14 protein-coding genes are annotated in these 16,486 nt (G+C 30.3%); 6 read left to right on the forward strand and 8 right to left on the reverse strand.

Annotated elements, in window-relative coordinates:
• Positions 1 to 150: 150 nt before the first annotated feature.
• From ACMFBB_RS19345 to ACMFBB_RS19370, 6 genes are all read right to left on the reverse strand, one after another.
• Entirely contained in the window at positions 151 to 1,161 is a 1,011-nt protein-coding gene (locus tag ACMFBB_RS19345; protein WP_435262375.1) for a formimidoylglutamase, read from the reverse strand.
• Positions 1,162 to 1,163: 2 nt separating this feature from the next.
• Positions 1,164 to 2,396, reverse strand: a complete 1,233-nt coding sequence (hutI, locus tag ACMFBB_RS19350; protein ID WP_435262376.1) for an imidazolonepropionase — start codon at positions 2,394 to 2,396, stop codon at positions 1,164 to 1,166.
• A gap of 138 nt (positions 2,397 to 2,534) precedes the next feature.
• Positions 2,535 to 3,332, reverse strand: a complete 798-nt coding sequence (locus ACMFBB_RS19355) for a TrmH family RNA methyltransferase (RefSeq protein ID WP_435262377.1) — start codon at positions 3,330 to 3,332, stop codon at positions 2,535 to 2,537.
• A 78-nt stretch (positions 3,333 to 3,410) separates the two neighbouring features.
• Complete coding sequence (locus tag ACMFBB_RS19360) at positions 3,411 to 4,706, reverse strand: amidohydrolase family protein (RefSeq protein WP_435262378.1); 1,296 nt, start codon at positions 4,704 to 4,706, stop codon at positions 3,411 to 3,413.
• Positions 4,707 to 4,725: 19 nt separating this feature from the next.
• Complete coding sequence (locus ACMFBB_RS19365) at positions 4,726 to 7,680, reverse strand: amidohydrolase family protein (protein WP_435262379.1); 2,955 nt, start codon at positions 7,678 to 7,680, stop codon at positions 4,726 to 4,728.
• A gap of 75 nt (positions 7,681 to 7,755) precedes the next feature.
• A complete protein-coding gene (locus tag ACMFBB_RS19370) occupies positions 7,756 to 8,799 on the reverse strand; it encodes a WD40/YVTN/BNR-like repeat-containing protein (RefSeq protein WP_435262380.1) in 1,044 nt (347 codons plus the stop codon).
• A 39-nt stretch (positions 8,800 to 8,838) separates the two neighbouring features.
• On the opposite strand from ACMFBB_RS19370, the gene ACMFBB_RS19375 reads away from it, so the two are divergent.
• From ACMFBB_RS19375 to ACMFBB_RS19385, 3 genes are read left to right on the forward strand one after another with little or no spacing between them, the layout of a single operon-like run.
• Positions 8,839 to 9,765, forward strand: coding sequence for a patatin-like phospholipase family protein (locus ACMFBB_RS19375; protein ID WP_435262381.1), 927 nt, complete (start codon positions 8,839 to 8,841; stop codon positions 9,763 to 9,765).
• Complete coding sequence (locus ACMFBB_RS19380) at positions 9,762 to 10,208, forward strand: DUF72 domain-containing protein (protein WP_435262382.1); 447 nt, start codon at positions 9,762 to 9,764, stop codon at positions 10,206 to 10,208. Before ACMFBB_RS19375 ends, ACMFBB_RS19380 begins: the two co-directional genes overlap by 4 nt.
• A complete protein-coding gene (locus tag ACMFBB_RS19385) occupies positions 10,198 to 10,656 on the forward strand; it encodes a DUF72 domain-containing protein (RefSeq protein WP_435262383.1) in 459 nt (152 codons plus the stop codon). The genes ACMFBB_RS19380 and ACMFBB_RS19385 overlap by 11 nt, the downstream gene beginning before the upstream one ends.
• An 18-nt stretch (positions 10,657 to 10,674) precedes the next feature.
• Here the strand turns inward: ACMFBB_RS19385 and rmuC are convergent, their stop codons facing one another.
• Positions 10,675 to 12,051 (reverse strand): DNA recombination protein RmuC, encoded by a 1,377-nt coding sequence (gene rmuC, locus ACMFBB_RS19390; protein ID WP_435262384.1) that lies wholly within the window; start codon positions 12,049 to 12,051, stop codon positions 10,675 to 10,677.
• Positions 12,052 to 12,154: 103 nt separating this feature from the next.
• On the opposite strand from rmuC, the gene ACMFBB_RS19395 reads away from it, so the two are divergent.
• The 3 genes from ACMFBB_RS19395 to ACMFBB_RS19405 are packed head-to-tail and all read left to right on the forward strand — an operon-like array spanning position 12,155 to position 13,635.
• Entirely contained in the window at positions 12,155 to 12,688 is a 534-nt protein-coding gene (locus tag ACMFBB_RS19395) for a lysophospholipid acyltransferase family protein (RefSeq protein WP_435262385.1), read from the forward strand.
• A 4-nt stretch (positions 12,689 to 12,692) separates the two neighbouring features.
• Positions 12,693 to 13,172, forward strand: coding sequence for an MBL fold metallo-hydrolase (locus ACMFBB_RS19400; RefSeq protein ID WP_435262386.1), 480 nt, complete (start codon positions 12,693 to 12,695; stop codon positions 13,170 to 13,172).
• Between the two features lie 55 nt (positions 13,173 to 13,227).
• Positions 13,228 to 13,635: an MBL fold metallo-hydrolase gene (locus ACMFBB_RS19405; protein ID WP_435264339.1), complete on the forward strand. Its 408-nt coding sequence runs from the start codon at positions 13,228 to 13,230 to the stop codon at positions 13,633 to 13,635.
• A 102-nt stretch (positions 13,636 to 13,737) separates the two neighbouring features.
• On the opposite strand, the gene ACMFBB_RS19410 is transcribed toward ACMFBB_RS19405, so the two are convergent.
• On the reverse strand, positions 13,738 to 16,395 hold the full coding sequence (locus tag ACMFBB_RS19410) for a TonB-dependent receptor (protein ID WP_435262387.1): 2,658 nt from the start codon (positions 16,393 to 16,395) through the stop codon (positions 13,738 to 13,740).
• Positions 16,396 to 16,486: the final 91 nt, after the last annotated feature.

Genomic DNA, 16,486 nt, shown 5'->3' on the forward strand with positions numbered 1-16,486 from the left:
GAAAACTTCTCTAATTACTTATGATATTTATTTAGTTTAGGGCTTGAATCAATTAAAAATTCCTATAAGAGAGTATTATTAATTATGGCAAACTACATAAATAATATGTAGTTTTCCATAATAATGTTTAAGGTGATTTTGATTAAAAAGTTAATTAATTTCTTTAGCTTTTATGAAGTCTGAAATTAGGTAGCTAATAAATTTTCCAACTTGTACTGCATAAGTAGGGTCATTTTTAACTGTTGGAGCACCTTCACATATGTGAATATATGACGCATTATTGTTTTTAGAAAAACTATAAACAAATTGTCTTGTTTGTTGAGGTGTAAAACCACTAGGTGTCATAGCGCTACTAGGAAAATGTTGAACGCAATCTAAATCTATTTCAATACCAAAAGGTTTATTCTCAATAAAATTTTTAGCTCGTTGTAATTCATTTTTGAAATTAGCAATTGCATATACTTCTAATTCTTCAAATGTATTATACTCTAGTTTCATGTTATTATGAATCATGTCAAAAACATATTGCGGAGTATAGTTTTCGTGTAAACCAAACATAAAATATTTATCGAGATAGTTTTCATGTATGGCATATGAAAAGCCATTACCACTGTGACGTTCTTCTAAACGGCGTAAATCAGTGTGTGCATCTAAATTAATAACATTTACAGCTTGCTTACTAGCTTCTGACAGTCCTTTGATATTCCCATATGCATTGTTATGTCCACCACCAACTATAATTGGGATCTTTCCACTTTCAACAATTAATTGAATAAGACTAGATACCTCTTGATCAATTTTTTTAACTAATAAATCACCTTTCTCTCTATCATTACTATCAAAATTTATAACATCATCTAAACAATCTAAATAACCTAAAACGAGTATTTTATTTCCGTCAATAAATTGATTTTGCTGTGTGTTTAAAAAAGCTTTTATAGCAGGAATAAACGCTGTATGTGCACCACCATTTCCTCCATTCATGCGAACACCAATATCTTCTGGAATGCCTAAAAGAACAAATTTAGTTGATGATTCAATTAATTCTTCCCTTAATGTTTTCTTTGAATTAATAACTGAAACACATTCACCTAATTTCGTTTCACCATTTCTAGTATTAGTGAAATTAGCAATTGCTTGTTGTGTAAAAAGATGTAGCATTTTTATATTTTTTCACCGTTAATGTATACAGAATCTATTAGGTTAGAACCGAAACTATACGGTATAAAACCATATGAAGGAATTTCTTTGGTAATAATAAAATTTGCTTTTTTCCCTTTTGTGATGCTTCCTACTTTATCTGCTAAATTCATTGCATAAGCACCATTAATAGTAGCAGCATTGATAGCTTCTTCTGGTGTCATTTTCATTTTAATACAAGCGGTAGCTACAACAAAATTCATGTTCCCTGAAGGTGTGGAACCAGGATTAAAGTCAGTAGCTAAAGCCAATGGTAAATTGGCATTAATGATATCTCTAGCAGGTGTATAAGGTATGCTTAAAAAATATGAACATGAAGGGAGAGCTACAGGCATTGTTTCAGAACCTTGAAGCGCTTTAATATCTTCTACATTCATTACCTCTAAATGATCAACAGATAAAGCATTTTGTTTTACGCTCATTGCTACACCGCCAATTGTAGTAAATTGATTTACATGTACCTTAGGAGTTAAACCATATTTTTTAGCGGCTGTTAAAACTCTCTCTGTATCTTCAACTGAGAAATAGCCAGTTTCACAAAAAGCATCAACAAACTCGGCTAAACTTTCTTCTGCAATTTTAGGTAACATTTCATTAATAATTAAATTAATGTACCCTTCTTTATTGTTTTTATATTCTGAAGGAAAAGCATGAGCACCTAAAAAAGTAGCCTTAATTGGCAATTTATAGTTTTCTTTTAATTTTTTAATTACACGTAGCATTTTTAATTCAGCATCAACTGTTAACCCATAGCCGGATTTAATTTCAACAGCTCCAGTACCTAAGGTAATAACCTCTTCTAAACGTTTTGAAGATTGTTCATAAAGGTCTTCTTCAGAAGTTGATTGAAGTTTTTTAGCAGAATTTAAAATACCTCCACCATTATTAGCTATTTCTTCATAGCTTAAACCATTAATCCTATCAACGAACTCTTGTTCTCTGTTTCCAGCATATACTATATGAGTATGAGAATCACACCAAGTTGGTAAAATCATTTTTCCTTCACAGTCGATAATTTTATCTGCAGAAGAAGGAATGTTTTTCATGCTGCCATAATCAATAATGCTATCATTTTCAATAAGTAAGAAAGCATTTTTAAGGGTAGGCAAAACATTCATTTCTTTACCAGCTACTTTTGTTATATTGTTTTCACGTACCTGTATTAATTCCTTAATGTTTATTAATAAAGTTGTCATAGATAGTTCTTAATTTAACTAGACAAACTTACATTAAAAAGGACAAATTATGATATTTTTTTGGATATAATAATGTTGCTAAGTTTATTCATAGTCTTGGAATTAATGAATAAATCTAGTAATTTGTTGTGTGTATCATTAAATTTTAAAACCTCTTTGCCTTTTGGCTTCAAAAGTTAAAATAGCTGCAGCTACAGACACATTCATAGAGTCTATTTCACCTTGCATTGGTATGTTAATATTTTGAGTTGCTACATCTCTCCAAATTTGAGTTAGACCTGTTGCTTCAGTTCCAACAACCATAGCTGTCGCTTTGGTATAATCATTTTTGTGATATTCATTTGAGTTTTGAAGAGTAGCGCTGTATATATGTATATTTTTCTTTTTTAGGAAATTTGAAATATCTTCAGAGTTTCCAACCGCTATTTGATTTGTAAATAAGCAACCTATGCTTGAACGAATAATATTTGGATTAAACATATCGGTTTTAGGATCAGCTATAAAAACAGCATCTAATTTTGCTGCATCTGCAGTTCGTAACATTGCGCCTAAATTCCCAGGTTTTTCAATTCCTTCTAATACTAAGACAAGTGGGGTAGGAGTCTTAAATTGAATTTTGTCTAACTCAAAGTCTTTTGTTTTTACTACTGCGATTATTCCTTCAGTAGAATCTCTATATGCTAGTTTCTGATATATATCTTTTGTGATTTCTATGTATTTTGAAGTAGCTATATTTAATGCTTTAATTTTATCTTTAGAAAAAAGATCAGCGACAAATAATATTGAGTCTACGATATAATTCCCTTTAATAACTAAAGAAATTTCACGTTGCCCTTCTACAATAAAAAGTCCTCTTTTCTTTCGTTCTCGTGACTTTTCTTGTAATTTTAATAGATCTTTTATATATGAATTTTGTACGCTGCTAATTATTTTCATTCTGCAAAAGTACTATTATGTTTTATAAAAAAACGCTATTCATTTTAATGAATAGCGTTTTTATGGAGATAATTTAAATTAATTATTATATTTATTCGTATACCGTTTCCAAAGTTTTGTTTGGTGTGTTTCTAAACTTAATTTTCTTCCTTGGATAAATGCATTTGTTAGGATATTACCTCTCATGTCTAAAGCATCACCTTCTGATATAAATAATGTAGCGTCTTTGCCAACTTCCAAGCTACCAGTAAATTTATCAATACCTAAAATCTTAGCATTATTTAGGGTAATTAATTGTAAAGCTTGTTCTTTTGTTAACCCGTAAGCAGCATAAGTACCTGCATAAAAAGGTAAATTTCTTGTACTCATTCGCTCCATGCTACCATTCATTCCTAGGCCTACTAATAAACCTGCATCGGTTAATATTTTTGCAGAACGAAATGGTAAATCATAATCTTCATCTTCACTAGAAGGTAAACGATGTGACCTTTCTATAATCACTGGAATATTATTTGATGTAAGTAGGGGAGCAACTTTTTCAGCTTCAAAACCACCAACGATAACTATATTTTTTATAGCTAATTCATGAAATAGATTTACAGCATCTGTTATTCTATTCTTACCATTTACGTGAATAAAAACTTTTTGTGTTCCGTTAAATACATTTTTAAGAGCTTCATAAGGCAAGTTTTTACTCGTTTTTTTACTGTTTAAATATCTTTTTGCCTTATTAAAATAGTCTTTAATTTTTGTAATATTTTTCACATAATTTTTATTTGGCTTTAAGGCAGGATCTTCTCCTAACCACCAACGACCTCTACTAAAGTTACTTGGCCAATTTAAATGAATAGCATCGTCAGTTTTGATACTTGCATCTTCCCAATTCCAAGCATCAAATTGCACAACTGATGATGTACCAGATATACTACCACCTCTTGGGGTAATTTGTGCCATTAAAACACCATTTGGGCGCATAGTTTCTATAACTTTACTTTCTGTATTATATGCTATAATAGCTCTTATATGTGGTAACATACTACCTACTTCATCGTAATCTTTAGTAGCACGAACAGCATCAATTTCAGCTAAACCTAATGAACTATTGGCAGCAATAAAACCAGGGTATACATGTTTCCCTTTAGCTTTAATTACTGTTCCTTGCCTTGCTATTCGCATATTGGCGCTACCTACAAAAGAAATTTTACCTTTAGAAAACATAATTAATGAGTTTTCTATTATTTTTCCGTTTCCTAAATGAGCTGTTGCTCCTTCAATGGAGTAGTCAGTTATTTGTTTAGGAGCTGGAGTTTGTTGAGCAACTATATTTCCTATCAATAAGAAACAAATTAAACTATATAAAATGGTGTTTTTCATGAGTTGTCTTTTAAAATTCTTATTCAGTATCACAGTGAAATAATTTTTTAGTTTTTTTAACAGGGGCTTGTGTTTTAACTCCTTTTATTTTTTCTTTTAGCATCATATTGATAAGTTTAGAACGTTCAGCTTTGATGGCTTTACGTTTGGCAATATCTTGATTTATATCAAAATAAATTGTTCCATCAATAATTGTTTTTTCTACTTTAGCATAAATAGATAAAGGATTATCACTCCATAACACAACATCAGCATCTTTTCCTACTTCGATACTCCCTGTTCTATCATCAAGGTGTAATAATTTGGCAGGATTAATGGTAATCATACTCCAAGCTTCTTGTTCAGTCATACCTCCATACTTCATAGTTTTTGCAGCTTCTTGATTTAATCTTCTTGACATTTCAGCATCATCAGAGTTAATTGCTACGGTTATTCCTTGTTTATGCATGATTGCAGCATTGTAAGGAATTGCATCATTAACTTCAAATTTATAAGCCCACCAGTCAGAAAAGGTAGAACCACCAACGCCGTGTTTCTTCATTTTGTCGGCTACTTTATATCCTTCTAAAATGTGTGTAAATGTATTGATGTTAAAGTTAAATTTTTCTGCAACTTTCATTAACATATTAATTTCTGATTGTACATAAGAATGACAAGAAATAAAACGTTTTTTATTAATGATTTCAGCTAGTGTTTCTAACTCAATATCCTTACGGTATGGTGTGCCGCTTTTCTTTTTAGCATCATATTCTTTAGCTCTTTGAAAGTAATCGATATAAACTTGTTCAACTCCCATACGCGTTTGAGGAAACCTAACAGTATTATTATCTCCCCAGTTAGATTGTTTTACATTTTCACCTAAGGCAAACTTTATGAATTTTGGAGAATTTTTGTAAATCAATCCGTCTGCATTTTCTCCCCATTTTAATTTTAATATTGCTGACTGACCACCAATAGGGTTTGCTGAACCATGCAATATTTGAATAGATGTTACCCCTCCAGCTATGTTTCTGTATATATTAATGTCACTGGGGTCCACAACATCTTCAATGGTTACCTCGGCTGATGAATTGTGTCCTGCTTCATTAATAGCAGAGGCAGCAATATGAGAATGCTCATCTATAATTCCTGCAGTTAAATACTTATCAGAGCCATCAATTACTTTGGCGTTCCTATCATTAAGATTATTTCCGATTTTAGTTATTTTTCCATTGGTAATTAAAACGTCAGTATTATTTAACACTTTTTGATTATCAGAAGTCCATACAGTAGCATTTTTAATTAAAATAGACTCTTGTTGTGGTATACTGTAATTCCCATACCCAATATTAGGATAGCTTACTGAAACTACTTCATTGTTTTTTTTATCTTTTTTCTTTTTATCACTTTTCTTATTAACTTCTTTTTTTACTTTTTTTGAGGCTGACCACGCAATATCATTACCACTATTATCTATTCCATTACCTTGCATAAGGTTAGCAGCATTGGTGATTCTACCAGAAAGCCTTGTAAATTTCCCATTATCATTTAAAGTAATTTGAATCCAATTATTTTTAAACGAAAACTTACCATTTATTTTAGTTTCACCTTGTTTAAATTTAGCATTTTGTTTTACTCCTTTACCAGTAATTGTCATGGTATAATTTTTACCATCAGCATATAGCATATATTCACCAGTAATATCTCTGATATTCATAGGTGTAATACTATTTTTATTTCCTTGAACCCAATTTTCGTAAAGAGTAGTTTTAGTATCAAATATATCACCAGAAGTAATAAGAAAGTTAGCATAACTTCCTTTTTGTAAGTTCCCTATGTTTTTGTTATTGAGTACTTTAGAAGGAACTGTTGTTAAAGCTTCTAAGGCAGTAGTTTTATCTAATCCGTATAAAATGGCTTTTTGAAGGTTAGTAGAAAAACCTTTAATATTTTTAAGTTTATAGGTAGTTAAAGCAAAAGGGACATTATTTTTAGCTAAAACACTTGGATTTGAAGGTTCTTGATTCCATTTACGCATATCGCTTAATGCAATTTTGTTCGCTAAAGCAATATTACTAACATCATAGGCTTTTCTAAAGTTAATGGGAATAATAAAAGTTGCATTTGTCTTTTTTATATCATTTACACGTTCATATTCATCTCCACCTCCAACAATAGTATATTGAATACCAAATTCATCTCCAATTTTATCTGCACGCAGGCTATTAAGGTAATCTCCAGCTCTAAAAATTTGAGGTAAATTTTTATTATTATTCAGAGCTTCTAAAGCTAGGTCTGAGTTTTTTGCATTTCCATTAGCATACCAATTTGCATCTAAATAGGTTTGTCTAAGTAAAGCCATGGCTCCCATTCGAGATGTTGGATAAGATTGACGTGATTTATTACTTTTAGAAAAAGATAAATAATTTGCAGATTTTCTATTGAGTATTCTATACGCATCTGAACTATTAGAGTTTAAAGCTACTAAAACACCATTTCCTTGCATTATACCATCATCACTATGAGAGTTTACAACTCCAAAACCTGCATTTATAAGTTCTTTAGCTTTTTTGTTATCATACTTAAATACGTTAAAAGCATCAGTGTCAGGGCGTATATGATCGTTCCAATAAAAGCCTTTTCTGTTGGCATCATATTGTGGGCGTCTACTGAAATTAGTACTTCTTTTAACTTTCTTTATACCAAAATTAGCATACAAATCAATAAATGAGGGATAAATTGATTTTCCACTCAAATTAATAATTTGTGCATCTTTGGGAATACTTAAAGATTTCCCAACATTTAATACTTTCCCGTCTTTAATCAGTAAGGTTCCTTTTTTTATAACTTTTTTAGGAGTTACATAGATAGTTGCATTTTTAAAGGCAATTAAACTATTTTTTGTAGTTTTAACTCCTGTATTTGTAGGAAAATATTCTTGAGCTTTAATGTGGGAGATACATAAGCAGAATAGTAGTATGAAAATTTTTTTCATTATGTTAAAGTTGAATTAATTATTAAATGTATTGATTTCTTAAATTTTAAAAATTTGTTTAACAAAATATTAAGATTATTTTAAGATTAGTTTTCCCATTTTTTCATGGCCAGATACCCATGCTGAGTTTTGATCTACAAATTGAATAGCGTAAAATGATTCATCACTTAACTTTTTCCAATTTAATCCTCCGTTATTTGAAAAAGAAATACCAGTTTTTCCTACAGCTACAACTTCTTTTCCATTAGTATTTGGTACATATTGAATACAGCTTTTGTAATTAGGTTCTTGGTTATTAGCTACTAGAGTCCAAGTTTTACCCCCGTCAATAGTAATTGCTTTGTTAGCACAATTATCATCAGAATTTGAATAATCTCCACCAATAGCAATTCCACATAACTCATTATAAAAATCAACAGAATACATGCCTTGCGGACCATTTCCTTGTATAAAAGGTGTGTCATAAATGCTCCAAGTTCTTCCTTTGTCCGTAGATTTTAATACTCGAGCTTTTTTGCCTCCAGAAACTATCCATACGGTATTATTCATAATTTTAATATTTGTATTACTTGCCGCAAAAAACGCTTCACCATTTTCAAAATCAGGTAGTTTTGAGCAAGGGATTTTACTCCAAGAATTTCCACCATCAGAAGTAATGATTATTGAAGGGCAACTTTCCGTAGGGTCACCAACTGCAATTCCATTTTTACCATCAGGAAAAAATTGTAGAGCGTCGTAAAATACTTTTGAATGCTCTTCTTTATAAACTATTTTAGTTTCTTTAGCGTTTATTTTGTAAAGAAGCGCAGGATTAGCTATTGATAAAGCATATACATTATTATTGTTTAAAGCAATACTTCTAAAATGTGGTGTGATTGAATCATTGTAAACAATTTTAGTAAAACTCCAGCTCTTTCCTCCATCTTGTGTTTTACCTATATTTCCTTTAGAGTCAGCAAAAAAGACGTTGTTATTATCCACAGCTTTTATAGCTCTTATACTTGAGCTATCAATTTTGAAAGTAGTAATATCTGCAGTATTAATGTTTCTAGGTTTGTATTCTTTTTTACAAGAAATAAATATAATTGTAACTAAAAAAAAGAGTTCGATTCGTTTCATTTTTAATATTTTTACAGAACTAAAATAGTCAAAATATCAATGAAAAAGGCATTAGTAATTTCAGGAGGAGGAAGTAAAGGAGCATTTGCTGGTGGTGTGGTTGAATATTTAATGAAAGAAAAAAATAAAAAGTATGATTTATTTCTAGGAACTTCAACTGGAAGTTTGATGGTTTCTCATCTAGCTTTGCGAAAAGTTGATGCTTTAAAAGAGCTTTACACGAAAGTAAATCAAAAATCTATTTTTAGTAATAGCCCTTTTAAAATAAAAACGGTTCATGGTGAGAAAGTAATTTCTATTCGTCATATAAATACCATATGGAATTTTTTGAAAGGAAGAAAAACATTTGGAGAAAGTAAAAATTTGCGACGTTTAATTAAGCAAAATATTACTAAAGAAATGTATGATGAAATTAGAATTAAAAACAAAGAAGTAGTTGTTACTTTATCTAATTTGACAGCCAATAAAATAGAGTATAAATCTATTTTAGATTGTACTTACGAAGATTTTTGTGATTGGATATGGGGTTCATGTAACTATGTTCCTTTCATGAGTTTACTTGAAAAAAATTATTGTCAGTATGCTGATGGAGGCTTTGGGTGCTTAGTACCTATTAGAGAAGCTATTTTAAGAGGAGCAAAAGAAATTGATGCGATTATTTTAGAAACTGAGGTCACACAAATAAATAGAATGCCCGCCAAAAATCCTTTTTCTTTAATGCTTAATGTTTTTGATTTTATGTTAGAGCATGTTGAAAAACACAATGTAACCATAGGTAAACTTTCGGCTAAACATAAAGACGTTAAATTAAATCTTTATTATACGCCAACTGTTTTAACGACAAATTCGCTGGTTTTCGATAAAAAGTTGATGAAAAAATGGTGGAAACAAGGGTATTATCACGCAAAGTATAAAGATGATACTTCAATGAATGATTACAGAACAGAATTAATAGGAGATAGATGAAGTTTGGAAAAGTTGATCATCCAGAATTAATAGATTTTACAATGCCTGCTAATAATAGAGCTACTATTGATTTGTTATCTAAGAATATAAAAACAGAAGTTCCAAATGTTTTTGTAGGTTGTGCTAAATGGAATAAGGCTGATTTAAAAGGGTTTTATCCTAAAGGAACAAAAGATGAACTAGCTTATTATTCTAAACAGTTTAACTCAATAGAACTAAATGCAACTTTTTATCGACAGTTTTCTGGAGAACAATTTACTAAATGGAAAGATAAAACCCCAAGTAACTTTAGGTTTTTCCCTAAATTAACTCAAGAAATTAGCCATTGGAAAAGGTTAGAAGGGGTTCAGGAAATTGTAAATTATTATTTAGATAATGCACTACGATTGGAGGAGAAATTAGGAACTATTTTTTTACAGATGCATTCTAATTTTGGTCCGTAAAAATTTTTCAAGACTAGAAAATTTTGTTAAAAGTTGGCCACATAAAATTCCTTTGGCTGTTGAAGTTAGGCATCCTGACTGGTATACCGATAAAAATACTTTTGAAGAGTATACTCAATTGCTAGAAGAAAATAATATAGCAAATGTATTAGTTGATACTGCTGGAAGAAGAGACATGGTTCATATGCGTTTAACCAATAACGAAGCCTTTATTCGTTATGTAGGGGCTAATCATGTATCCGATTATTCTCGTTTAGATGATTGGGTAGCAAGATTGAAAGAATGGACAGATTTGGGATTGAAAAATATTCATTTTTTTATTCATCAAAATTTAGAAGTAGAGTCTCCTTTATTAGCGTCTTATTTTATTAAAAAATTAAATAAAGAATTGAATATTAATTTAAAAATTCCAAATGAAGAAAGTAATCAACAGATGTTGTTGCTATAAGTATAATACTTTGTTTTTTTAATCTTCTTCTTGAGCTCGTTCTATTATCTTTTCAGGGAGTGCTTTTTTGGCTTTTGCCCCCATTTTCTTTAATTTTTCTACACTTGTAATTAAATTACCTCTACCTTCTACCAGTTTGTTCATAGCAGAGCTATAATCAGCTTTGGTGGCATCAATTTTTTTACCAATACTAATTAAATCTTTTAAAAGGCCATCAAATTTATCATACAAGGCTCCGGCTTGTCTTGCTATCTCTAAAGCATTTCGTTGTTGTTTTTCATTATTCCACATGGTATCAATTGTACGTAAAGTAGCTAAAAGAGTAGTAGGGGTAACTATTACAATGTTTTTTTCAAAAGCCTTGTTATATAATGTGTTATCCTCATTTAAAGCCACAGCAAACGCAGGTTCAATAGGAACAAATAATAAAACAAAATCAGGAGATTCTATTTTATAAATATCTTCATATTTTTTTTCTGAAAGTTGTTCTACATGTCGCTTTAAGGAGTTTACATGTTCTTTTATAAAGCGATTTTTTTCAATAGCATCATCAGTATTTACATACTGCTCATAGGCAGTTAAAGAAACTTTAGAGTCAACAATCATCTTTTTATTGTCAGGTAAATGAATAACAACATCAGGAAGTACTCGTTTACCTTCATCGTTGGTAAATGATTGTTGAACAAAATACTCTCGATCTTTTTCTAGTCCTGATTTTTCTAAAACACGTTCTAATACCAATTCACCCCAATTTCCTTGAGTTTTACTATCACCTTTAAGTGCTTTAGTTAAGTTGATAGTTTCTTTACTCATTTGAGCATTTATTTCTTTCAAACCCAGTAATTGTTCTTTTAAAGCAGAATGCATAGAAATACTTTCTTTTTGAGAGTCCTCAACTTTCTTTTCAAAGGTTTGAATTTTTTCTTGTAACGGAGTAAGGATATTCTTAATATTTACTTTGTTCTGTTCAGTAAATTTATTTGACTTTTCGTCTAATATTTTATTAGCTAAGTTTTCAAATTCTTTGGTGAATTTTTCTTGTAACTTTTCAACTTCCCCTTTATTTTCATTTAGTTTAAGTTGTAAGTTTTTTAGTTCTTCATTTTTTCTTGCTAATTCAACTGCAGAAAACTCTTTTTCACGTCTAAGCTCATTATTTTCTTTTGTTTTATCGTCTAAACGCTTTTGAAAATCACTTTTTTGTTGAATGAAACCTGCTTCTTTTTCTTTTATTAAGGTTTCTAAATTATCAACCTTTGTGCTTATTATATTATTTTCTCTTTCTAATGTGTCAGTAGCCTTATTTAAAGCTAATTTACCAAGTAAATGCCCAATAATAATACCTAATACTAATCCAGAAATTGTGGTAATTATTAATAGTAAAGTAGTACTCATTAATTAAAAATATTAGTTGAATAAGCAAATATAACGCAAGATTTTATAAAAATGTTTGTTATTGTTACTGAAAACCGTATCATTGATGCTTATTTTATAAGAGATGATATCTAAGTTTATATATACCAAAATATTAGGTTGGAAGTTAGTTGGAGAATTTCCTAAAGAATTAAAAAAATATATAGTTATTGGTGCCCCACATACCAGTTGGAAAGATTTTCCTATAGCAATTTTAGCTAGAAATTCATGGGGCGTAAAGATTAATTTTATTGGTAAAAAATCATTGTTTAAACCTCCTTTTGGTTTTGTTTTTAGATGGTTAGGAGGTACACCTGTTGATCGATCAAAAAGTAATAATAAGGTAGATGCTATTGTAGATGTTTTTAACAAACATGAAGAGTTTCGTTTAGCATTGTCTCCTGAAGGAACAAGAAAAAAGGTGGATAAATGGAAAACAGGTTTTTATTATATAGCAAAAGGAGCAGATGTACCTATTATAATGTTTGCGTTTGATTTTGAGCATAAGCAAATAATTTTATCTGAACCTTTTTATCCAACGAATGACAAGGAAAAAGATTTTGAACATTTTTATTCTTTCTATAAGGATATAAAAGGAGCTAATCCAGAATTATTTTAAGATTATGAAAATTAAAAATTTACTACCCATTGCTATTATATTATGTTTGTTTTCTTGCAATGGCAAGAAAAGACAAGAAAAGAATTTAAGTACTCCTTATTTCGTTGTACTAGGTGTTGCTCAAGACGCTGGTTACCCTCAAATAGCATGCAAAAAAGAATGTTGCTTAAAGACTTATGCTAATCCTAATTTAGTAAAAATGGTAAGTTCTATAGGGCTAGTTGATCCGATAACGAATGAAAGTTGGATATTTGATGCAACACCAGACTTTACTGAGCAAACAAAGTTACTTTCAAAATACACAATGAATAAAGAAATTCCTGATGGTGTTTTTTTAACTCACGGACACATTGGGCATTATACAGGACTAATGTTTTTAGGAAGAGAGGCAATGAGTGCTGTAAAAATGCCAGTTTATGTGATGCCACGAATGAAAACATATTTAGAAACTAACGGAACCTTGGAGCCAGTTAGTAACAAATAATAATATTCATTTAAAGGAATTAAAGGAGGATTCAGTTTTTGTTTTAAACAAAAGAATTAGTGTAACTCCAATTCAAGTTCCGCATAGAGATGAATATTCAGAAACTGTTGGTTATTTGATTAATAATACTTCTAAAAAAGCCTTGTTTATTCCAGATGTTGATAAATGGGAAAAGTGGGATAGAAGTATTGTTGATTATATAAAACAAGTAGATGTTGCGTTTTTAGATGCTACCTTTTTTAAAAATGGGGAAATTAATAGAGATATGAATGAAGTACCACATCCTTTTGTAGAAGAAAGTATGGAGTTATTTAAACAATTAGCAATTAAAGATAAAAAGAAAATTTATTTTATCCATTTTAATCACACGAATCCGTTGTTAGAAGAAGGAAGTAATGAAGAAAAAATGGTGATAGAAAAAGGATTTAATGTAGCAAAACAGCATTCAATAGTTTCTTTTTAATATTTTATAAGTTTAGATAATATTAATATAAAAACCTCGAAGCAATATAATAGCTTCGAGGTTTTCTTGCATATAATTAATATAATGAAAACAATTACTTTGTTAAAATTTGTAATTAACTGATAAGTTAAACATTGATCCTAATTGACTAAAATGGTAACCATCATATGTCATCTGAGAATAACGTTGGTTAAAAGTAATTAAGTTTGATTGCGCTTTAACTTGTGCAGGATCGTTTAAAATTGCCTGACCAGCTGCGTTTTCAGCTTTAAAACTCCATTCAGGTAATACGTTTAATATATTATTAGCGTTGAAAGCTATTGTCCAATTGTCATCTACATTATAGTTTACACCTAAGTCAGTTACAATTTTTGGAGTAAACTCGGTTCTTAAGTTACTATCCATTCCAGCTTGCTTAAATTTCGTTTTTCCGAAGTACGTATTGTTTAAAGTAAAACCAAACTTACCAAGATCGTAAGTAGTACCTAAAATCCATTTAGTTTGTGGTCTTGAAGTAAATAATAAAGCTTCTTGAGTAGCATCAATTAAAGCACTACCATTATTATCAGTTCTTCCGTTTTCAAAAGTATAGTTACCCGATAAATTGAATGCTAATTTACCATTTCCTAATTCTACGTTTTTGTATCCTACAACAACATCTAGTCCTGATGTTCTAGTATTAATTGCATTCGCAAAATAACTAACAGTTCCGAATGAAGTTGAAAGTTCATTACTTAGTACAATTCTATCTTCAACTTCAATGTTATAATAATCTAAAGTGAAGCTAAAATTATTGAAAGGCTTACCTCCAATTCCAACAGTAAAGTTTGTTGATTCTTCAGCTTTTAACCTTGGAACTCCCAACTGTCTAGCTTCTCTTGAAACATTATTAATTAATCCACTAACTTGAATACCTGATCCAGCAACAAAGCTATATTGTTTTTTTTGTGTATATATTTGATGTAAAGTAGGAGCTCTAAATCCTGTAGAAGCTGAAGCTCTTATTGTATATTTATCATCAGCGAATTTATAACGAGAGCTCAATTTCCATACAAAAGTACTTCCGAAATCTGAATAGTTTTCAGCTCTTACTGTACCATTTAATTGAAAATCTTTAGTAGCATCCCATTCAACACTAAAATATCCACCTAGGTTGTAACGATTAAAGTTACCTGAATTTTCTGGTCGGTTACCAGCAAATGAATCAGCACCAATTCCATCATAAGAAGCTAAACCTCCTTCGATAACCTCAAAATCTTCAGCTCTAAACTCAGTACCTAATGCAATAGATACGTTATCAGAAAGAATTTTTGAAATATCAATGTTTCCTACTACGTGGCTAAAAGCGGTACCTCCTGGTTTAAAAGATATTGGACTATTTTCTCTATAAATATTTTCATTATTAGAGTCAAGAATTGTACTTCTATTATGTGAATTACTAACAGTATAAGTTTGTTTATTACCACCTACAGTAATACTTCCATCAACATTCCAATCATTAATTGTTGATTTAATACCAACTGTTGCATTATAATCACCTAAAAGACCTTCAAATGTAGGTAAATATCCATCATAACCACCTGCATTTGTTGGGTTATTTCCAGGGAAAAAATTAGCTAAATATGGAAAATCACCAATTGTTCTCCAATATGGTGTTCTATAGTTCGCAAAACTGTTAACCATTTTATATACATATGCTGCATTAAAATATAAGTCTGAATTTTCACTTAAATCATGACTAGCATTAATTAAGAATTTGGCAGCAGTAGTTTCAGGAGATGCATTAATATTACCTGCATCTGGTTTTCGTCCTAAAAACTCATTTACAAAATTAATATTAGCTCCAAAATCAGCAGCTTCCCCTTCAGCATCAACAGTTCCTGGCCTGTTAGCCATTTGTGTTTTCGAAAAGTCAATAGTGTAGTTTATAAATCCTTTTTTACCAAATCTACTACCATTATTTACACTTACACCAAGCATTTCTCCATCTCCTTCACCTGTAATACCAGATCTAAATGTTGCAGAACCATTTTTATAATCATCTTTTAAAATTATGTTCATTACACCAGCGATAGCATCAGAACCATATTGAGCAGAAGCACCATCACGTAAAATTTGAATGGTTTTAATTGCGTCAGTTGGAATACCAGAAATATCTGCACCAGTTTCACCTCTACCAGGAGATGTTTGTGTATATAGTAAAGAACTTAAATTTTTACGTTTACCATTAATTAGTATAAGGGTTCTACTTGGCCCCATGTTTCTAATTTCATACGGATCAAGTAAAGAGGTAGCATCATTAACAGGAGTTTGGACCGTGTTAAAAGATGGGATTTTATATTGCAAAGCTTTGTCAAAAGTTGTTTGACCAGTTGCTTGTAATTCTTTCACGCCTACGACGTCTATTGGTAAAGAACTTGTAGTATTACTTCTAGAAGGAGTTCTACTTCCTGTAATTATTACTTCATCAAGTTCTAACCCTTCTTTTAGAATAATATTGAATACTTTTTTGCCATTAACAGGAATTTCCTGTGTTTCATATCCAGAAAAACTAATAACAAGTATCGCCCCTTCTTGGACTGTCAAATTAAATTTTCCATCAAAATCAGTGTTTGCACCATTTTGAGTGCCTTTTTCAATGATATTAGCCCCAGGAAGCCCATCATTGTTAGAGTCTTTAACTGTTCCAGAAATTTGCATTTGTGCCCATGTAAAGCCACTAAATACAACTGTAAAGAGTAACGTGAAAAGTTTTTTCATAAATAAAAATTTAGTTAATAATTAGGAAGGTTTTTGCTTTTTTATTATTTTATTAACAATTACCTTATGTTATTATTAAGCAATGTTTTAG

Origin of the sequence: Tenacibaculum sp. nBUS_03, assembly GCF_051201695.1 — a bacterium.
GTDB lineage: Bacteria > Bacteroidota > Bacteroidia > Flavobacteriales > Flavobacteriaceae > Polaribacter.

Bases quoted from the DNA above. Each gene is read 5' to 3' on its own strand.
- ACMFBB_RS19380 (WP_435262382.1), top strand. From the start codon at position 9,762: ATGAAGTTTGGAAAAGTTGATCATCCAGAATTAATAGATTTTACAATG.
- ACMFBB_RS19410 (WP_435262387.1), bottom strand. From the start codon at position 16,395: ATGAAAAAACTTTTCACGTTACTCTTTACAGTTGTATTTAGTGGCTTT.
- ACMFBB_RS19345 (WP_435262375.1), bottom strand. From the start codon at position 1,161: ATGCTACATCTTTTTACACAACAAGCAATTGCTAATTTCACTAATACT.
- hutI (WP_435262376.1), bottom strand. From the start codon at position 2,396: ATGACAACTTTATTAATAAACATTAAGGAATTAATACAGGTACGTGAA.
- ACMFBB_RS19370 (WP_435262380.1), bottom strand. From the start codon at position 8,799: ATGAAACGAATCGAACTCTTTTTTTTAGTTACAATTATATTTATTTCT.
- rmuC (WP_435262384.1), bottom strand. From the start codon at position 12,051: ATGAGTACTACTTTACTATTAATAATTACCACAATTTCTGGATTAGTA.
- ACMFBB_RS19365 (WP_435262379.1), bottom strand. From the start codon at position 7,680: ATGAAAAAAATTTTCATACTACTATTCTGCTTATGTATCTCCCACATT.
- ACMFBB_RS19355 (WP_435262377.1), bottom strand. From the start codon at position 3,332: ATGAAAATAATTAGCAGCGTACAAAATTCATATATAAAAGATCTATTA.
- ACMFBB_RS19395 (WP_435262385.1), top strand. From the start codon at position 12,155: ATGATATCTAAGTTTATATATACCAAAATATTAGGTTGGAAGTTAGTT.
- ACMFBB_RS19360 (WP_435262378.1), bottom strand. From the start codon at position 4,706: ATGAAAAACACCATTTTATATAGTTTAATTTGTTTCTTATTGATAGGA.
- ACMFBB_RS19400 (WP_435262386.1), top strand. From the start codon at position 12,693: ATGAAAATTAAAAATTTACTACCCATTGCTATTATATTATGTTTGTTT.
- ACMFBB_RS19375 (WP_435262381.1), top strand. From the start codon at position 8,839: ATGAAAAAGGCATTAGTAATTTCAGGAGGAGGAAGTAAAGGAGCATTT.